At 65.0% G+C, this 18668-nt stretch carries 18 protein-coding genes and 1 other RNA gene; 6 read left to right on the forward strand and 13 right to left on the reverse strand.

Annotation, left to right across the window (positions count from 1 at the left end; genetic code table 11):
• Positions 1–77: 77 nt before the first annotated feature.
• The 13 genes from RQH86_RS01520 to asnS all read right to left on the reverse strand — a co-directional run bounded on the left by RQH86_RS01520 (position 78) and on the right by asnS (position 11992).
• A complete protein-coding gene (locus RQH86_RS01520) occupies positions 78–764 on the reverse strand; it encodes a DUF2461 domain-containing protein (RefSeq protein WP_055844695.1) in 687 nt (228 codons plus the stop codon).
• Complete coding sequence (gene sbcB / locus RQH86_RS01525; protein WP_055844692.1) at positions 761–2206, reverse strand: exodeoxyribonuclease I; 1446 nt, start codon at positions 2204–2206, stop codon at positions 761–763. Before sbcB ends, RQH86_RS01520 begins: the two co-directional genes overlap by 4 nt.
• 201 nt (positions 2207–2407) lie before the next feature.
• A non-coding RNA gene (locus tag RQH86_RS01530) (sX9 sRNA) lies at positions 2408–2480 on the reverse strand.
• Between the two features lie 65 nt (positions 2481–2545).
• Entirely contained in the window at positions 2546–3913 is a 1368-nt protein-coding gene (locus RQH86_RS01535) for an NAD(P)/FAD-dependent oxidoreductase (protein WP_311238750.1), read from the reverse strand.
• A gap of 169 nt (positions 3914–4082) precedes the next feature.
• Positions 4083–5357, reverse strand: a complete 1275-nt coding sequence (kynU, locus tag RQH86_RS01540) for a kynureninase (RefSeq protein ID WP_311238751.1) — start codon at positions 5355–5357, stop codon at positions 4083–4085.
• Between the two features lie 32 nt (positions 5358–5389).
• Positions 5390–7519, reverse strand: a complete 2130-nt coding sequence (locus RQH86_RS01545) for an FUSC family protein (protein WP_311238752.1) — start codon at positions 7517–7519, stop codon at positions 5390–5392.
• Between the two features lie 60 nt (positions 7520–7579).
• Positions 7580–8110 (reverse strand): 3-hydroxyanthranilate 3,4-dioxygenase, encoded by a 531-nt coding sequence (locus tag RQH86_RS01550; protein WP_115528254.1) that lies wholly within the window; start codon positions 8108–8110, stop codon positions 7580–7582.
• Positions 8111–8195: 85 nt separating this feature from the next.
• Positions 8196–8858, reverse strand: a complete 663-nt coding sequence (gene can / locus RQH86_RS01555; RefSeq protein WP_055844683.1) for a carbonate dehydratase — start codon at positions 8856–8858, stop codon at positions 8196–8198.
• 93 nt (positions 8859–8951) lie between these two features.
• Positions 8952–9584, reverse strand: a complete 633-nt coding sequence (locus tag RQH86_RS01560; protein WP_311238753.1) for an FMN-binding negative transcriptional regulator — start codon at positions 9582–9584, stop codon at positions 8952–8954.
• Between the two features lies 1 nt (position 9585).
• Positions 9586–9921, reverse strand: coding sequence for a hypothetical protein (locus RQH86_RS01565; protein WP_115512033.1), 336 nt, complete (start codon positions 9919–9921; stop codon positions 9586–9588).
• Complete coding sequence (locus tag RQH86_RS01570) at positions 9918–10223, reverse strand: hypothetical protein (RefSeq protein ID WP_115527530.1); 306 nt, start codon at positions 10221–10223, stop codon at positions 9918–9920. The genes RQH86_RS01565 and RQH86_RS01570 overlap by 4 nt, the downstream gene beginning before the upstream one ends.
• A complete protein-coding gene (locus RQH86_RS01575) occupies positions 10220–10570 on the reverse strand; it encodes a hypothetical protein (RefSeq protein ID WP_115514387.1) in 351 nt (116 codons plus the stop codon). Before RQH86_RS01575 ends, RQH86_RS01570 begins: the two co-directional genes overlap by 4 nt.
• 27 nt (positions 10571–10597) lie before the next feature.
• A complete protein-coding gene (asnS, locus tag RQH86_RS01580; RefSeq protein WP_055844668.1) occupies positions 10598–11992 on the reverse strand; it encodes an asparagine--tRNA ligase in 1395 nt (464 codons plus the stop codon).
• 187 nt (positions 11993–12179) lie between these two features.
• Here asnS and RQH86_RS01585 point away from each other — a divergent pair, with 187 nt between their 5' ends.
• The 6 genes from RQH86_RS01585 to zipA all read left to right on the forward strand — a co-directional run bounded on the left by RQH86_RS01585 (position 12180) and on the right by zipA (position 18667).
• A complete protein-coding gene (locus RQH86_RS01585; protein ID WP_055844665.1) occupies positions 12180–12518 on the forward strand; it encodes an iron-sulfur cluster assembly accessory protein in 339 nt (112 codons plus the stop codon).
• 329 nt (positions 12519–12847) lie between these two features.
• On the forward strand, positions 12848–13282 hold the full coding sequence (gene rpsF / locus RQH86_RS01590; protein ID WP_055844662.1) for a 30S ribosomal protein S6: 435 nt from the start codon (positions 12848–12850) through the stop codon (positions 13280–13282).
• 11 nt (positions 13283–13293) lie between these two features.
• A complete protein-coding gene (gene rpsR, locus RQH86_RS01595) occupies positions 13294–13524 on the forward strand; it encodes a 30S ribosomal protein S18 (protein ID WP_005991243.1) in 231 nt (76 codons plus the stop codon).
• A 188-nt stretch (positions 13525–13712) separates the two neighbouring features.
• A complete protein-coding gene (gene rplI, locus RQH86_RS01600; RefSeq protein ID WP_055844660.1) occupies positions 13713–14162 on the forward strand; it encodes a 50S ribosomal protein L9 in 450 nt (149 codons plus the stop codon).
• A 210-nt stretch (positions 14163–14372) separates the two neighbouring features.
• The gene (smc, locus tag RQH86_RS01605) at positions 14373–17876 is read left to right on the forward strand and encodes a chromosome segregation protein SMC (RefSeq protein ID WP_311238754.1); all 3504 of its coding nucleotides are present in this window, start codon (positions 14373–14375) and stop codon (positions 17874–17876) included.
• Between the two features lie 56 nt (positions 17877–17932).
• Positions 17933–18667 carry a cell division protein ZipA gene (gene zipA / locus RQH86_RS01610; protein ID WP_311238755.1) on the forward strand — a complete coding sequence of 245 codons (735 nt, stop codon included), beginning with the start codon at positions 17933–17935 and terminating at the stop codon, positions 18665–18667.
• The last annotated feature ends 1 nt before the right edge of the window (position 18668 follow it).

Here is an 18668-nt window from a genome sequence, read left to right on the forward strand (position 1 = left end):
CTGCATCCAGACGGTAGCACCAGGCCGCCGATGGTGCGGCAACGCCGTGGCGCGATATACCTGCGCCGCAGCTCGCCTCAAAATTCCAGGTCCAGGGCGGCGCATAGATAATCCACAAACGGCGCCAGCGTCACCAGGTCTGCCTCGATGGTCTGGCGTAGGCGCGGCCCGGTCATGATGGCGTCGTCCAGATGACGCAGGTACGCCCAGTTGCGGTGCTTGAGATCGTCGATGAACTCGAAATCGTTGGGAAACCCGCGTGGTGCGCGCACCAGTTTTTCGCTGTCGTCCAGGGCGAACTTGCGCCGCAATTTGGGATCGTATGCGGCCGTCTTCCAGCTGCCCGGATTTTCGAAGATGAACTGCCGCAGCTTGCGTTGCGTGTCCGGCTCCGGGTGCCACAGGCCTGCACCGACAAAGCTCTCGCCCGGCTGCAGATGAATGTAGAACGACGGTGCCGGCATCTGCCGGCGGCGCTCATGGAACAGGCGCGCACCCTGCCAGTTCTTGTAGGGCGATTTGTCGTTGGAAAAGCGCGCATCGCGATAGATCCGAAACAGCGAGCCGCCCTGGGTCTTAGGGTCGGCACGATAGTGTTCGCTGACCTCGGCAAGCGCCGGCTGCAGATCGGTGATCAGCTGCAGAAACGGCTGACGCACATGCGCCTCGTACTGGTGGCGATGATCGGCGAACCAGGTCTTGTCGTTGTGGCGGGCCAGGGCGCGCAGGAACTTGAAGCTGGCGTCTGAAAAATAGGTGGTCATAGCGTGCGTTGGAGGTCCGAACCCCAGGCGGCGAGCTGGTCGAGCAGGTCTTGCTTGGTAGCATCGTCGGGGTGAGCGAGCCGTAAATCCGCAATCTGCGCGTTGTACTGGTCCAGGGTGACTTCGCCCAACCCATGGTCTTCGAGCAGGCGCTTGCGGCGGTACTGGTTCCAGCGTTCCTGCTCGTCGAACGACAGCGTCTGCGGCCAGTTGCGTGCGCGATAGCGAAACAGCAGCTCGATCAGGCGTGGGTCGCGAAACCGCGTTTCCAGCGCGCCCAGTTCGTCCGGCGCGCTGGCGCGCACCTGTGCAAGCAGGCGCTTGTCGCCTTCGGCCAGAAAACCGTCATAGAGCGAGGCATCGGCATCGTTGACCGCGGCGGCCGCGGCACGTTCGTTGCCGTAGACCTGGCGCACCTTCTCCGCCAGCTGCGGGCCCAGTTCGCGCAGCCGTGCGGCCTTGGCCAGCACCGCATCGGGGTCCACGCCCAGGCGCTGGAAATCCGGCGCGCGCAGATGCTGCCAGGCCACCAGCGCCGGCGATTTATTTAGATGTACTTCCTTGAGCGGGATGCGCTGCTCACCTTCGGGTAGATCGGCGGCGCGGATATACAGCCGGTCGGCGATCTCGTCCGGGCTCAGCCGCAACAGCACCTCCGGGTCGCCGTCCAGATCGAACACGATCACGCGGCTGTCGATGCGCGGATGCCGCGTCAGCGGCAGTACGGCCGCGGCGCACATGCGCGAGGCAGGGTAGCGCTGCGAAATGTGCAGCACCGGTTCCATCGCAATCACATCGAGCAAGGTGGCGGCAAAGCGTTTGTCGCGCAGGCGCAACGCGTACTCCCACAGCTTGGGTTGATGCTGTTGAAATTTGCGCGCCATGCCGATGGTGGCGTACACGTCGGACAAGGCTTCGTGCGCATCGCCTTCGCGCACTGCGTTGGCATCGGCCAGATGTTCGAGCTTGAACGAGGTGGCACCGTCTTCGCGCTGCGGCCAGGTGATGCCGTCCGGGCGCAATGCGTGCACCAGCCGCAGCACATCGAGCAGATCCCAGCGCGAATTGCCGCCGCGCCACTCACGCTCGTAAGGATCGTAGAAGTTACGGAACAGCCCGCAGCGCACGAACTCGTCGTCGAAGCGGATCGAGTTGTAGCCCAGCGTGCAGGTCTGCGGGCGGCTCATCTGCTCGGCGATGCGCGCAAATGCTTCGGCTTCGGTCACGCCTTCGCGCAGCGCGTGCTGCGGGGTGATGCCGGTGACCATGGTGGCGTACGGCGAGGGCAGCAGGTCGTCGGCCGGTTGCACGAAGAAACTGATCGGCTCGTCGATCACGCGCAGTTGCGCGTCGGTGCGCACGGCGGCGAACTGCGCGATGCGGGTGCGGCGCGGGTCCTGGCCGAAGGTTTCCAGGTCGTAGAAGAGAAAGCTGTCAGGCATGCGGGTGCGAGATCCAGATCCGCGGCGCACGGCGTATGCGCCGCCAGTGGCCGCTAGTATCTCTCATCGCAGCGCCGGCGCGCTGAGGCGCTGCTGTGCGCTGGGGGAGGCGCTGCTATGCGGGGCCCGCGTTTGGCGTGTGTTGCGAGCGCGGCGTGAGCGTCTGCGCACAGTGCGCAAACCTGAGCATGATCTTGGCGCGGCCAACACCACAGGGCGAGCAGTCGTCAGGTGGATGTGGGCGGCGCGCTCAGGACCAACGGATACGAATGGTCGATAACGCACCGAGCACTGGCCGCGCCCGCCTGGTGGTGAGCGCAGCCGTTGTCTTGGCCGCTCTCAGTGCGCGCCTTCCAGCGGCTCCAGACGTGCGTGCACCACCGCTTCCAGCGCTGCCCAATCGATACGCGACAGATCGCTGTGCCCGCGCGTGGCCTCGACCAGGATTTCGCGCTGGATGTCGCTGCGCGCCAACGCAATCGAATAGCGCGTGCGCAGAAAGGTCACCATTGTGTAGTGCGGCACGAAGCGGGTGGGCCAGCGCGCCTGCAATTGCTGCTCGAGTTCGCGCTGCAGCAGGAAGTCGGCATCGCCGACGCGGTCGCGCATTTCCAGATAGTTTTCCAGCGCCATCTGCTGGATCGCGGCGGCATCGTCGCGGCGTGCAGCTTCGAACGCGGCGAACGCGCTGCCGATATCGTCGTGCGCGTCCATCTGCTCGGCCAATGCCACGCAATCTTCGAAGGCGCAATTCATGCCCTGGCCGTGGAACGGCACCATCGCGTGTGCGGCATCGCCGATCAGCAAGGCGCGGTTATCCAGGTGCCAGCGCTCCAGGGTGAGGGTGCCGAGCAGGCCGGGCGGATGTTCTTCCCAGTGTTCTTCGAGCTGCGGAATCAGCGGCAGCGCATCCGGAAAATCGCGTGCGAACAAGGCATGCGCTTCTTCGCCGGTGCGGGTGGTGGCAAAGCTCGGGTTGCCTGCGTTGGGCAGGAACAGGGTGACGGTGAAGGTGCCGCCATCGTTGGGCAGCGCGATGCACATGTAGCGCCCACGCGGCCAGATGTGCAGCGCATTGCGCTCGATGCGGAAGCCACCGCCGGGCAATGGTGGGATTTCCAGTTCCTTGTACGAATGATCCAGGAATTCGGTGCGCTCGCCCAACGGCGATTTGCGCTGCATGGCCGCGCGCAGCGCCGAGCCGGCACCGTCGCTGCCGATCAGGCTCTGGAAGTGGATCTCGTGCGGCTGATCGTCGCGGTCATCGATAAAGCGCGCGTAGCCGGCGTCGAAATCGACCGTGTGCAGCCGGCGATAAAAATGCACCGATGCGCCGGCCTGTTCGGCCAGATCCAGCAAGGCGATATTCAACGCGGCACGGTGGATCGACCAGATCACTTCGCTGTCGTCGCGGCCGTAACGCTGCAGCTGCGGTTCGCCCTCGATCGGGTGCACCATGCGGCCGCGCATCATTACCGCCTTGGCCATCACCGCTTCTTCGGCACCGGCCTGACGCAACGCGTAGCGTCCGCGTTCGGCCAGCGCCAGGTTGATCGAGCGGCCGGACTCATAGCCCTTGATGCGCGGGTCGCCACGCCGTTCGTACACGGTGACCTGCCAGCCGCGACGCGACAGCAGGATGGCCAGCAGACAACCGGCCAGGCCGGCGCCGATCAGGGTCAGGGAGCGAGGGGAGACGGGGCTCAATGCAATGTCCGGCAGCGGCCGGACGCGGGAGCCGGCAAAAGTGAGGAAAGAAGCAGTTGGCTATAGCGCGCCTGCGTTGCCGAAGGCGCGCTCGGAGTGTACGTGGGCGTCTGCGGGTTTCGCGTGTGCCTGCCACGTGGCCGGTAGCGATGCAGTCAGCGTGCGGCGTTCAACCGGCGGCCCAGGCTTCCACCTGTTCCACAAAGGTGTGCAGATCGCTGAAACGGTTGTACAGCGGCACCGGCGCGATGCGGATCACGTCCGGTTCGCGCCAGTCGCCAAGTACGCCGGCCGCATGCAGATGCTCGAACAGCGCGCGCCCTTGCGCGCGTCCGCCGGCCACCCGCAACGACAGCTGACAGCCGCGCTGCGTCGGCTCGGCCGGGGTGACGATCTGCAGCACCTGTGGCACGCGTGCGTGGATCAGCTGTTCCAGATGTCCGGTGAGCTGTTCGGACTTGGCGCGCAGCGCAGTCATGCCGGCTTGGTCGAACAGCTCCAGCGATGCACGCAGCGGTGCCAGCGCCAGCACCGGTGGGTTGCTCAGCTGCCAGCCTTCGGCGCCGGGCGAGGGCACGAACTGCGGGTCCATGCGGAAGCGGGTCTGCTGCTCGTGCCCCCACCAGCCAGCCATGCGCGGCAGATCGCTGGTGGCATGGCGTGCGTGCACGAAACAGCCGCCCACCGCGCCGGGTCCGGCATTGAGATATTTGTAATGGCACCACACTGCGAAGTCGACGCCATCGTCGTGCAGGGTCAGCGGGATGTTGCCCACCGCATGCGCCAGATCGAAGCCCACCGCAGCGCCTTGCGCGCGTGCCAGTCGCGCAATTTCGCCTAGATCGAAGGCCTGGCCGGTGCGGTACTGGATGCCGGGCCAAAGCACCAATGCCAGACGCGAACCGTGCGTGGCGATGGCATCGGCAATGGCGGCCATCGACAACGTGCCGTTGGGCTCATCGGCGTCCACTTCGATCAACTGCGTGGCCGGATCCAGCCCGTGCAGGTGCAACTGCGATTCCACCGCATGGCGGTCGGACGGAAATGCGCCGGCTTCGATCAGGATCGCGCCGCGCTCGGGCGTGGGGCGATAAAAGCTCGCCATCATTAGATGCAGATTGACGCTGAGGGTGTTCATCGCCACCACTTCGCCCGGTTGCGCGCCGACCACACGCGCCAGGCCGTCGCGCACCAGTTGGTGATAGGTCAGCCATTGGGTGGGGCCGGTGAAGTGGCCTTCCACCGCAAGCGCGCCCCAGTGATCGAGCACTTCGCTCACCATCGCGCGTGCCTGACGCGGTTGCAGGCCCAGCGAATTGCCGACGAAATAGGTCTGGTCCCGGCCATCGTGCTGCGGGAACACAAAGGCGTCGCGCAGGCTGCGCAGCGGGTCGGCGGCATCCAGCGCCACGGCGTGGGAACGGGACAGCGGGTCGGTGGTCATCGGGCTCGCGTGCTTTGGATCGATGCCGCAGTTTACCTTCCGGCACCTTGCGCGCCGTCATGCACCGCGGGCGTCTCGGTCGAGGTCGGTCGGGCAGGGCGCAGCAGATGGGTGAGCGTGCCGATGCTGTCGGTGACGCGGTCGATGGTGTCGGCAAGCGCGGCGGTGGTCGGCGAACCATCCGTCAGCGTGGCCAACGCGTCGGAGAGTTTGCGCTCGGCGCTGCGTAGCGTGGCCGCAGCCGGCGTGCCGCCGTTGCTCAGGCACGCGATCAGCTCGGCCAACGCCTGGTCGGCGTCATCGGCGAAGGCTGGCAGTGCGTCTAGCGATGGCAACGGGTGACCATCGCGCAGCACCGCCTCCAACAGCAGCGTGGCGCGGATCAGCCGGTTGCCATTGGCCAGCAGCGATTCGGCCAGCTTGAGCTCGTGCAGATTGCGGCGGCTGCGTGGCTCGCCGCGCAGGCGTTCGATCGATGCCTGCGCATTGGTGCGCGCCACGCGTGCGGCGGCGCGGCTGTCGCTCAGCCGATCCATCTGGCCCAGCAACAGGTTGTGCAGATGCTCGCGATAGGCCGTGAGCAACTGCGCCAACGAGGCGCGGATATGCCGGCGCTCGCGCGTCGGCCATAGCGCGTAGGCGATCAGTGCCAGTGCGCTGCCGGCCACGGTGGCCTGCAGCCGCGCACCGACCGCCTCACCGGGCGTCATGCCTTCGAAGGACAGCAGCAGCACCAGCATGCCGGTGAGAAACGCCACGCCGATGCCGTAGTTCACTTGAGTCAGCAAGCGAAAGCCCAGGCAGAACAGCGCCAGCAAGGCCATGCGGATACCGGCGCCATCCATCGCAAAATGGGCCAGCAGTGTGGCCACCAACAAACCGATGAAGGTGCCGGCCACGCGCAAGGCGCCGAAGCTGAACGTGCCGCCGAAATCCGGTTTGAGCACGATGGCGGTGGTCATCGGGATCCAGAAGCCGTGCGGAATCTGTTGCCAGCGTTGGAAGGCGATGGCCAGTGCCAGACACACGCCGCAACGCAGCGCATGCCGGAATGCCACCGACGACAGATCCAGGTTTGCCCGCAACGTCGCCCAGGTCGCGGCCGGGCGCAGCGCCGCCGGTAGCCGTGCTTCGGCCAATTGCGCCTGGATTTCGCCGCGGCTGCTGGCCCAGTGCGCGTTGCGGATCAACGCGCGCAACTGCCCGCCCAATCCCTGCGCGCGGGCCACCGCCACCCGCACCAGCCGGCGCTCGCGAGTATCGGCGTTGTCGTGCTGAAACTGTGCCAGCGCGCCGACCAGATCGTCGAAGCCGGTCATCGACGCGTTGGCCGCCACCGGATCCTCGCCGACCGTCATGGTGTGGGCCAGCTGCTCCAGCACGATGGCGCTGCGTTCGAGCACGCGCTCGATCGCCGGGCGTGCCTGCGAGTCGGTCAGGCGGGTGTCCGCATCGGCCAACGACAGCAGCTCCAGCCGCACGCGGTCGCAGAGCTCGGCAATGATGCGAAAGCTCTGCACCGCGATCGCGCGCGAGCGGTGTTCGCCGTGCAGCATCACCATGGCATCCAGCACTTCCTGGGTTGCGGGCGGTGCTGCGCTGGCTTCCGGGCGTTGCCGTGCGATTGCTGCCAGCTGGCGCATCAGGTCGGCGAGCGCAAAGCGTTCCGGGCGATACCGTTGCAAGGGCCAGGCCGCCAGGGCCAGCAACACCTGCAGCAGGCCACCGGCAAAGATGAGGGTGGCCACGCCGGGCGCCTGTTCCACCGGCAGCCGCATGTCGGCACTTACCACCAGCAGGATCATGCTGGTCAGGCCAACCCGCGCCGCAACCGGGCCCAGCGCCACCAGCAAGCCACCACCCAGGCCGAGCAGCAGCCCGGCGATCACCAGGGCAGGCGTGTTGTGGCCCACCCACACGCCCAACAAGGCCGCCAGGCCAGCGGCCAGGGCCGCCATCAGCATGCGTTGCAAGCGCGCACGGTAGGGCCCGGGTTGATCGGAAAACATCGTGTTGAGCGCGCCGCTGCAGACCGCCAAGCCTGCGGCGACATGCCCGGTGGCCACGCCAATTGCCAGCGGCAGTACGACCGCTGCGGTGTTGCGCAAGGCCACGCGCAGCGGCACATCGCGCGGCTTGAGGTCGATCAGTGCGCGCAGCATGCTGCGTGCTTGTGTGGGTGCGACCGGCGTGTGCATTGCATGCGCTGGCGCCAGCGCAACTCAGGCATCGACTGCAACATAGCGCTCCGGCGCAGGATGCAGATGCCCGCACTGCGTGCAGGTCCGCAGTGCCAGCGAGCGATAGAAGTGATCGAACACCGGCGGGAAGTCGGTTTCGATATTGCCTAGCGGAAACATCGCCTCATACAGCTTGTGATTGCACTGCGGGCAGTACCACTGCAGCCCGTCCTGTTCGTGCGGCAAGCGTTCGCGCTCGATGACCAGGCCGATCGAACCGGCGGCGCGCTGCGGCGAATGCGGCACCTTCGGCGGCAGCAGAAAGATCTCGCCGGCGCGGATCGGGATGTCGCGTTGCACGCCCGCATCCTGCACCTTCAGCACCATCTCGCCTTCGAGCTGGAAAAACCACTCCGGGCCTTCGTCGTAGTGATAGTCGGTGCGCGCGTTGGGCCCGCCGACAATCATGATGATGAAGCCATCCTGCTGGATGCACTTGTTGCCGACCGGCGGTTTGAGCAGGTGGCGGTATTGCTCGATCCAGGCATGCAGGTTGATCGGCGGGACCAGCATCGACATTCCTCGGCGAAGAAGGCCTCCAGCATAGCCAACCGCGACGCCGATGGGCGCCGCGGTCGGTCAAACATGCAGCGCCGACTCAGCGTTCGGCGTGATCGGCCTGAATTTTCGTCAGTGCCGCGTCGTAACGCTCCTGGAGCAGGTCGGCGCGGTCGATGGACATGCCCAGGTCGTGCGCATGGCCGTCGCGCAGGCTGTAGACCCACCCATGCACGCACAACTCCTGCCCACGCTCCCACGCATCGCGCACGATGGTGGTGCGGCAGACGTTGACCACCTGTTCCAGCACGTTGAGCTCGCACAGGCGCGCATGCTGCACCGGCAGATCGCCGGCATCGTGCAGGCAGGCTTCGTGCTTGTCGGCCACATCGGTGACGTGGCGGATCCAATTGTCGACCAGGCCCATGCGCTTCTGGGTCAGGCTGGCGAACACGCCGCCGCACCCGTAATGGCCCACCACCAGAATGTGCTTGACCTTGAGCACATCGACGGCGAACTGGATCACCGACAGGCAGTTCAAATCGCTATGCACCACCACATTGGCGATATTGCGATGCACGAACACTTCGCCCGGTGCCATGTCGATGATCTGATTGGCCGGCACGCGCGAGTCGGAGCAGCCGATCCACAGATACTCCGGAGTCTGCTGCGTCGATAGTTTGGAGAAGAATTCCGGGTCTTCGCGACGGATACGCTCGGACCAGGCACGGTTGTTTTCAAGTAAATGGTTGAGCTCGTTCATGCGCGCAGTATTCCAGATGACGACGGGGAGGAAACAAGCCAGAGGCGGGTCATAAAGCGGTGATGCAGCAACGCGAACGCAATGACAAGGCGATCAGCTCTGGCGCGCACGCAACGCATTGCGCATCAGTGCGGCCACGTCCTGCGCATCGCTTGAGCGTTGCTGCTCCAGCGCATCGGCTACCGCCGCAACATTAGCGGCCGGGTGATTCTGGCTGAGCTTGAAGGTGAGTTCGATGCGGCTTGGCACGAAGCGGAAGCCGATCAGCCCACGCAATTGCCGACGATGGCTGTCGCGCTCCATCTCGAATTGCCAGTCGCTGCCGACGCGTTGCTCGAAGTGGGTGCTCATTCGGCCGATCAACTCGCCCACCGCGTCTTCATCGGCAAGCTCGGTGCATTGCCCATGCAGATGCGCGATGGCGTAATTCCAGGTCGGCACGCGCGCGGCCGCTTCCTTGTCCAGATACCAGCCCGGCGACACATAGGCGTGCGGCCCCTGCACGACAATCACTGCATCGCCCACATGGTGCGCTTGCGGATTGGGGCGTGCCCAGTGGCCCTCGATGAGGACCTGCTGGTCGTCGCGCCGATACAGCACCGGTAGGTGCGAGATGGCTGGTTGTCCGTCGTCGCTCTGACTGATCAGGGTGACGAACGGGTCACGCGCCAGCAGCCAGTCCAGCAGCGCCAGATCAGTCTGTGCGAACGCGCGCGGTGCGTACATCTCAGGCGCGGCCGCCCATGGTCACCACCATGCGCTCGCGCAGGTCGGCATCGTTATCGCCGCGCGGTGGCGACACCTCATGCAACGAAAACCCGCGGATCAGCGCATCTTCTTCGTCCAGCCCGTCCAATGCCACGAATTCTGCATCGAACAAGGCCGCACGTGCGGTGTCTTCGCTGTCGTAGGCCAACGTCTTGCCATCGCTGTCCAGCACTTCGGCAGTGCCGGCTTCCTTGATGCGCAGGCGCGCCCAGATCAGCGTACGGCCGATGGTGGCCAGCCACCACTGATCGCGGCCGTCGGAGCTGTGTGCTGCGTCGATGTCGATGATATTCATGCCAGTACCTTGGAAAGCAGCCCGAGCAGGGCCGCCATGCCCAGGCCGAAAAAAATGGTCAGCAGCGACAGCCAGGCGGGTGTGGCCAGACCGGACAGCGCACTGTCGCGGTAGCTGCGGTAGCGGCGCGCCAATAACCAGCGCCACGCGGTCGGGCTGATGAAGGCCGGGTCGCCGAAGCTGGCCAACACATCAGAGTGCCGGTCGCGCAGGTGCACCAGGGTCAGCGGCCAGAAGATCAGCAACGCGGTCAGCCCGGCAACGGCGACACCGACAAAACACAGCGCGAAGAACAGGGTCATGTGCGGGACTCGGCAGGCGGAGCATCGAAGCGGGCAATGATCGTGATGAGGCCGACGATCGCCTCGTTGAATGTGTCCAGGTCTTCGGCCGGAATCCACCACTCGGTGTGATGGGCGCCGCCGACTTTTTGAATGGCGTATTGGTCGACGACCGCGGCGAGCACATCGAACTGCGCCACATAGCCGACGCCGCTGTCCTTGACGTTCCAGCGTGATGCGATTTCTTCGGCATAGCGCTGATTGGTGACCGGATAGAAGATCGGCTGCTCCGGCAATCGTGGCGGCCAGCGGCGGAAGCCGGAGTCACGCACCAGGGCGTATTCCTCCGGCCCCAACGGGCGATACATCGTGACGGTGGCCGCCTCCGTGCTCACTCAGAACTCCGCGCTGCCCGGCGCGCGCGGGTAGGGGATGGCGTCACGGATGTTGCTCAGCCCGCACACGTATACCACCAGGCGCTCGAACCCCAGGCCGAAACCGGCATGCGGCACCGAACCGTAGCGACGGAAATCGCGATACCAGCTGTAGTGGTCCTTATCCAGGCCGAACTGCGCCATGCGCGCATCCAGCACATCCAGGCGTTCTTCGCGCTGGCTGCCGCCAATGATTTCGCCGATGCCCGGCGCCAGCACATCCATTGCCGCCACGGTCTTGCCGTCGTCGTTCAGGCGCATGTAGAACGCCTTGATGTGCTCGGGATAATTGGTCACCACCACTGGGCGGCCGATGTGTTCTTCGGTGAGCCAGCGCTCGTGTTCGGTCTGTAGGTCCAGGCCCCATTCGACTGGGAAGTCGAACTTCTTGCCGGAGTTCTGCAGCAGCTTCACCGCCTCGGTGTAATCGATCTGCTCGAACGGCGCATTGATGAAGGCTTCCAGCTTGCTGATCGCGTTCTTGTCCACGCGCTCGGCCAGGAAGGCCAGATCGTCGCCGCGCTCGTCCAGCACCGCGCGGAACAGGTACTTCAAGAACTGCTCGGCCAGACGCGCATCTTCGGCCAGGTCGGCAAAGGCGATTTCCGGCTCGATCATCCAGAACTCGGCCAGGTGGCGCGTGGTGTGGCTGTTTTCTGCGCGGAACGTCGGCCCGAAGGTGTAGACCTTGCTCAGCGCCAGGCAATACGCTTCCACATTGAGCTGTCCGGACACGGTGAGGAAGGTTTCCTTGCCGAAGAAGTCGCGGCTGAAATCCACGTTGCCCGTGGCATCGCGCGGCAGGTTGACCATGTCCAGCGTGGAGACGCGGAACATCTGCCCGGCGCCTTCGGCGTCGGAGGTGGTGATGATCGGCGTGCTGATCCAGTTGAAGCCGTTCTGGTGGAAGAAGCGATGCACCGCTTGCGCCAGGCAGTTGCGGATGCGTGTCACCGCGCCGAACAGATTGGTGCGCGGGCGCAGGTGCGCCACTTCACGCAGGAATTCCGGCGTCATCGGCTTGGGCTGGATCGGGTAGGTGAGCGGGTCTTCGACCCAACCCACGATTTCGACAGCGCTAGCCTGGATCTCGAACGACTGGCCCTTGCCCTGCGACTTCACCAGCACACCCTTGGCGATCAGCGAGCAGCCGCTGGTCAGACGCTTGATCTCGTCGAAATTGGGCAGCGTGTCGTTGGCTACCACCTGGATCGGAGCGAAGCACGAGCCATCGGTCACGTTGATGAAGGCCAGTCCGGCAGATCCGCGCAGCGTGCGCACCCACCCCCGTACCGTGACTTCGCCGCCGTCGGGGAGCTTGCCCGCAAGCGCATGTTCAACGCTGACCACCGTCATGACTGTTCCTCGCCGTAGCGACCTTGAATGGCCTGCGAGTTTACTGGCTGCGACCGCGCTGGCGCGAGCACCTGAACAGGCGTGGCGGCGCAACGGCTTGCGTGCCCGTGTGGCCGGCCCCATCTGGACTGCATGCCGATCCACCGGTCGGCCCCTATACTTGACGCCATTGTGTTGGAGTGCTCGCATGACCATCAGCCTCACCCCCGCCGCGCTGGAGCGCGTGCAGCGTTTCGTGCAGCAGACCCCGGGTGCATTGGGCCTGCGCTTTGGCGTGACCAAGACCGGTTGCTCCGGTTGGGGCCACATCACTGACCTGGCGCGCGAGAAGCGCGACGACGATGCGGTGTTCGAGCAGGGCGGGGTGTGCATCTTTGTCGACCCGACCAGCCTGCCGCTGGTGGATGGCACCTGCATCGACTTCGGCAAGCACGGGCTGAGCGAGACGTTTACCTTCAGCAACCCCAACGCCACCGCCGAGTGCGGTTGCGGTGAAAGCTTTACCACCGAAGCCGAGCACCGCTGATCTAAAGAGTGAGCCAAGCAGCGTCGGAGTGTTTCCTTCTCCCGTCGGGAGAAGGTGCCCCGAAGGGGCGAGGGTACGGGGCGAAGCCAAGCGCGGTTGAAAGTCGCTAGGGCTTCGCCTCCGCACCCTCACCCCAACCCCTCTCCCGATGGGAGAGGGGCGTTAAATCCTTCACAGCAGTGTGCCCGGTTGCGGGTAAGCGCTTGAACTGCAATACTTTCCGGCTTCCTGCCCGGTTCTGGGCGGGAACCCTTGCTCCACCGGCCGCCTTGCGCGGACCACCGGGGAGCTGTCCGGCCCACGTGGCCACATCCGAAAGGTAAAACAACATGAGTCGTCATTACGAAGTCGTGTTCCTGGTCCATCCGGACCAGAGCGAGCAGGTCCCGGCCATGATCGAGCGCTACAAGTCGCTGATCGAGGGCGGTAACGGCACCATTCACCGTCTGGAAGACTGGGGCCGTCGTCAGCTGGCCTACCCGATCCAGAACCTTGTGAAGGCGCACTACGTGCTGCTCAACATCGAAGTCGACCAGGCCGTGCTGAGCGAGCTGGTGGAAAGCTTCCGCTTCAACGATGCGGTGCTGCGTCACCTGGTCGTCAAGCGCGATGGCCCGGACACCGAGCAGTCGCTGATCATGAAGAGCAAGGACGAGAAGGGCGACAAGCCCGAGCGTAGCGAGCGTCGTCGTCGTGACGACGAGGAAGGCGATGCTGCACCTGCCGCCACCGATACCGACGGCGACAACGCCGAAGCCGCTTAAGGAGCGCTGTCATGTCCAAGTTCTTCCGTCGCCGCAAGTTCTGCAAGTTCACCGCCGAGGGCGTCAAAGAGATCGATTACAAGGATCTCAACACCCTGCGTCAGTACCTCACCGAGAACGGCAAGATCGTGCCGAGCCGCGTGACCGGTACCAAGTCCAAGTACCAGCGTCAGCTGGCGACGGCCGTCAAGCGCTCGCGTTTCCTGGCGCTGATCCCGTACACGGACAACCACGACGTCTAATCCGAGTCCCTCGGAAGAGCCCGCACATCCATGTGCGGGTTATTCAAAATATAGAGACCGGTCATTCGAGATGCGGTGTTGATCGTGCTCTTGCGATTCCCAAATCCCGATTCCCGAATCCCGTCTTTTCGGACAGCACCCGTTGCCTCGGCCAAAGTGCCAGCGCTAACGAATAACGGAGCACCACCATGGATCTGATTCTTCTGCAGAAAGTGACCAACCTGGGCAACCTGGGCGACAAGGTCAGCGTCAAGCCGGGCTACGGCCGTAACTTCCTCGTGCCGCAGGGTAAGGCCGTTCCGGCCACCGCTGCCAACGTCGAAGCGTTCGAAACCAAGCGAGCCGATTACGAAGCCAAGGCCAACACCATCCTGGCCGATGCGCAGACCCGTGCCACCAAGTTCGAAGGCGCCAGCGTCACCATCGGCGCGCACGCGTCCACCGAAGGCAAGCTGTACGGCTCGGTTGGCCCGCGCGACATCGCCGAGGCGTTCACCGCCGCCGGCCTGCCGCTGGAAAAGAGCGAGGTGATCCTGGGCGAAGGCGCATTCCGCAATGTCGGCGAGTACGACGTTGTGCTGCACCTGCACGCCGATGTGGAAACCTCGGTCAAGGTCATCGTCGAATCCGACGCCTGATCCTTGCTGCATGTGTGAACCGAAGGGCGCCTTGTTAGGCGCCCTTCGTCTTTTACGGCCAGCCGCAGCGTAGCGACGGCACCGTTATACTCATGCCCCATTGTCGGTTCCACGGCCTGCAGATCTTGCCGATCAAGGGCTTAGGTGCCGGCTCCACAGGAAAAGCGCCTGCCGGCTGTGTCCGCGCGGTGCCCGGAACCCGTCCGTCCCATGCGCCTGTCCACGATCAAGCTGTCCGGTTTTAAGTCGTTCGTCGACCCGACCACGTTGCACCTGCCCACCAACATGACCGGCATCGTCGGCCCCAATGGCTGCGGCAAGTCCAACATCATCGATGCGGTGCGCTGGGTGATGGGCGAAAGCTCGGCCAGCCGGCTGCGTGGCGACTCGCTGACCGACGTGATTTTTTCCGGCTCCTCGGCGCGCAAGCCGGTGTCGCAGGCGACGGTGGAACTGATCTTCGACAACTCCGATCACACCATCACCGGTGAGTTCGCTTCGTTCAACGAGATCTCGGTCAAGCGCCTGGTCAGCCGCGACGGCAACAGCGCCTATTACCTCAACGGCACCAAGTGCCGGCGTCGCGACATCACCGACCTGTTCCTGGGCACCGGCCTGGGGCCGCGCAGCTACTCGATCATCGAGCAGGGCATGATCAGCCAGATCATCGAGGCGCGCCCGGAAGACCTGCGCGTGTATCTGGAAGAGGCCGCCGGCATCTCCAAGTACAAGGAACGCCGCAAGGAAACCGAAACCCGCATTCGCCACACCCGCGAAAACCTCGACCGCCTGGGCGACCTGCGCGAAGAGATCACCAAGCAGCTGGCGCATCTGCAGCGCCAGGCGCGTCAGGCCGAGCAATACCAGGCCTTGCAGGAAGAGCGCCGGATCAAGGATGCCGAGTGGAAGGCGCTGGAGTACCGGGGCCTGGATGGGCAATTGCAGGGCCTGCGCGAAAAGTTGAATCAGGAAGAAACCCGCCTGCAGCAGCTGATCGCGGATCAGCGCGATGCCGAGGCGCGGATCGAAACCGGGCGCGTGCGCCGCGAAGAGGCGGCCGAAGCGGTGGCCAAGGCGCAGGCCGACGTCTACCAGGTAGGCAGCGCGCTGGCGCGCATCGAACAGCAGATCCAGCATCAGCGCGAACTCTCGCATCGCTTGCACAAGGCGCGCGATGAGGCGCAGAGCCAGCTGCAGGAATTGACCCAGCACATCAGTGGCGACTCCTCAAAACTGGCCGTGCTGCGCGAAGCGGTGGATGCGGCCGAACCGCAGCTGGAACAGCTGCGCGAGGACCATGAGTTCCGCCAGGAATCGCTGCGCGAAGCCGAGGCGCGGCTGGCCGACTGGCAGCAGCGCTGGGAAACCCATAACCGCGACACCGGCGAAGCCTCGCGCGCCGGCGAAGTGGAGCGCACGCGTGTCGATTATCTGGATCGCCAATCGCTAGAGGCCGACCGCCGCCGCGAAGCGCTGGTCAACGAACGGGCCGGGCTGGATCTGGATGCGCTGGCCGAGGCGTTCGAGCAGGTCGAGCTGCGCCATGAAACCCAAAAGGCGTCGCTGGACGGGCTGACCGAGCAAGTCGAAGCGCGCAAGCACGCCTTGGGCGGTCTGCAGGAACAGCAGCGGGCCAGCCAGGGCGAGCTGGCCGAGGTGCGCAAGCACGCGCAGGCCGCGCGCGGCCGGCTGTCGTCGTTGGAAACCCTGCAGCAGGCCGCCCTCGGCCAGGAGCAGGGCGCGGCGGTGGCGTGGCTGAAGTCGCGCGGGCTGGATTCGGCAGCGCGCGTAGGCGAGCGCATCACAGTGGAAAGCGGCTGGGAAAACACCGTCGAAAGCGCGCTGGGGCAGTTGATCGAAGGCGTGCTGGTGGAGGCGCCCGAGCAGCTGGTCGACGCGCTGGGCGAGTTGGGCGAAGGCCGCATTGCGCTGGTGTCCAACGCTACCGATGCCGCCACGTTTGCACCGACCTCATTGGCAGCGAAAGTGCAGGGGCCGATCGCGATTCGTCGTCTGTTGGCGCGACTACATGCGGCCGACGATCTGCAGGCCGCCCGCGCGTTGCAAGCCGCGTTGCCGGAAGGCGACTCGGTCATCACCCGCAATGGCGAGCGCTTGGGCGAGGGTTGGGTGCGCGTATCGCGCTCTGGCGCGGCCAAGCAGGGCGCCTTGCTGCGCGAGCGCGACATCCAGGAACTGCGCACGCAGATCGACACTCTGCAGGAGCGCGAAGCCGAGCTCGAACAGCGGCTCACCAGCTTCCGCGAGCAATCGCTGGCCGCCGAACAGCAGCGCGAAGATGCGCAGCGTCAGCTATACATGGCGCACCGCAGCGTGTCCGAACTGGCTGGCCAGTTGCAGAGCCAGCAGGGCAAGGTCGATGCAGCGCGTACGCGCATCGAGCGCATCGAAAACGAGTTGTCGCAGTTGCTGGAAACGCTGGATACCAGCCGCGAACAAGCCCGCGAGGCCCGCGCGAAACTCGAAGACGCGGTCACCCTGATGGGCGATCTGCAAGGCACGCGGCAGGCGCTGGAAAACGAACGCCGCCAGCTCACCGATGCGCGCGACCAGGCGCGCGATGCCGCGCGTGGCGTGCGCGATGCAATGCATGCCCTGGCGCTGACGCTGGAATCGCAGCGCACCCAGATCACCTCGCTCAACCAGACCCTGGAGCGCATGGACAGCCAGCGCGGCCAGCTCGATACGCGCCTGGAAGATCTTGTCTCCCAGCTCAGCGACGGCGATTCGCCGGTGGAAACGCTGGAGCACGAACATCAGGCCGCACTGAGCGAGCGTGTCCGCACCGAGCGCGTGCTCAGCGAAACGCGGACGTTGCTCGACAGCATCGACGGTGAGCTGCGCAGCTTCGAGCAGACCCGTCAGCAGCGCGACGAACAGGCGCTGGCGCAGCGCGAGCGCATCAGCCAGCGCAAGCTCGATCAACAGGCGCTGGTGCTCAACGCCGAGCAGTTGTCTGCCGCGGTGGTCAAAGCCGGCTTCGTGCTCGAAGACGTGGTCAACGGCCTGTCCGAGTCTGCCAATGCGCCCGAATGGGAAGCGGCGGTGAGCCAGATCGACGGGCGCATGCGGCGCCTGGAGCCGGTGAATCTGGCTGCGATCCAGGAATACGGCGAGGCTGCGCAGCGCTCGGAATATCTGGAAGCGCAGAACCTAGACCTCAATACCGCGCTGGAAACGCTGGAAGAAGCCATCCGCAAGATCGACCGCGAAACCCGCGGCCGTTTCAAGGACACCTTCGATCGCGTCAACTCCGGCGTGCAGGCGCTATATCCGCGCCTGTTCGGCGGTGGGCACGCGTATCTGGAACTTACCGGCGAAGACCTGCTCGACACCGGCGTGACCATCATGGCGCGCCCGCCGGGCAAGCGTGTGTCCAGCATTTCGCTGCTGTCCGGTGGCGAAAAGGCGATGACCGCGGTGGCGCTGGTGTTTGCGATCTTCCAGCTCAATCCTGCGCCGTTCTGCCTGCTGGACGAGGTGGACGCACCGCTGGACGAAGCCAATGTCGGCCGCCTGGCCAACATGGTGCGCGAGATGAGCGAGAAGGTGCAGTTCCTGTTCGTCAGCCATAACAAGGCGACCATGGAAGCGGCGCGCCAGTTGTCCGGTGTGACCATGCGCGAGCCGGGCGTCAGCCGCCTGGTCAGCGTGGACCTGGAAGAGGCGGCACGTTTGGCGGGTGCGGCATGACGTGCCATGCTTGCTGGAATGATGACACCTGTCACTCTTATGCGGAGGCACGCTGAATGTCCGACATGGCCATGATCCGGATCGGGATCCTGATCGCGGGACTGCTGCTGGTCGCTGCAATTTTTCTGTTCGGCCGCCCGAAGAAATCGCCGCAGGGGCGTCGCGTCGACAAGGACGACGGTCAACCGCGCGAACGGCGCGAGCCGGTGATTTCCGGCGATGCGGGTGCCGATGGCGAAACGTCCGAGCGCAGCGAAGGCAGTGCCGAACAGAGCGAACTCAACCTGGACGACCAGGATGGGGCCGGCGGTAACGACGTCGGCAAGCGCCCCAACCAGGATTTCGACAAGATCGTGTCGTTGTTCGTGGCGGCCAAGGCCGGCCAGATCCTGCGTGGCGAAGATGTGGTGGTTGCCGCAGAAAAGACCGGCCTGGTGTTCGGCCATATGAATGTGTTCCACCGCCTGGTGGAAGGGCATCCGGAGCGCGGGCCGATCTTCAGCATGGCCAGCATCCTCAAGCCGGGCAGTTTCGACATGGCCAACATCCGCGAGATGCAGACCCCGGCGATTGCGTTCTTCCTGACCTTGCCGGCGCCGATGACCGCGCTGGATGCCTGGGAAAAGATGCTGCCGACCGTGCAACGCATGGCCGAGTTGCTGGACGGCGTGGTGCTGGACGACAGCCGCAATGCGCTGGGCCGCCAGCGCGTGGCGCATATCCGCGACGAACTACGCGCCTACGATCGTCAGCACCAGGCACCGCCGCTGACCAAATCCCCGCGCTGGTGAG

Source organism: Xanthomonas sp. WCS2018Noco2-27 (assembly GCF_031843525.1).
In the GTDB taxonomy this organism is placed as follows: domain Bacteria; phylum Pseudomonadota; class Gammaproteobacteria; order Xanthomonadales; family Xanthomonadaceae; genus Xanthomonas.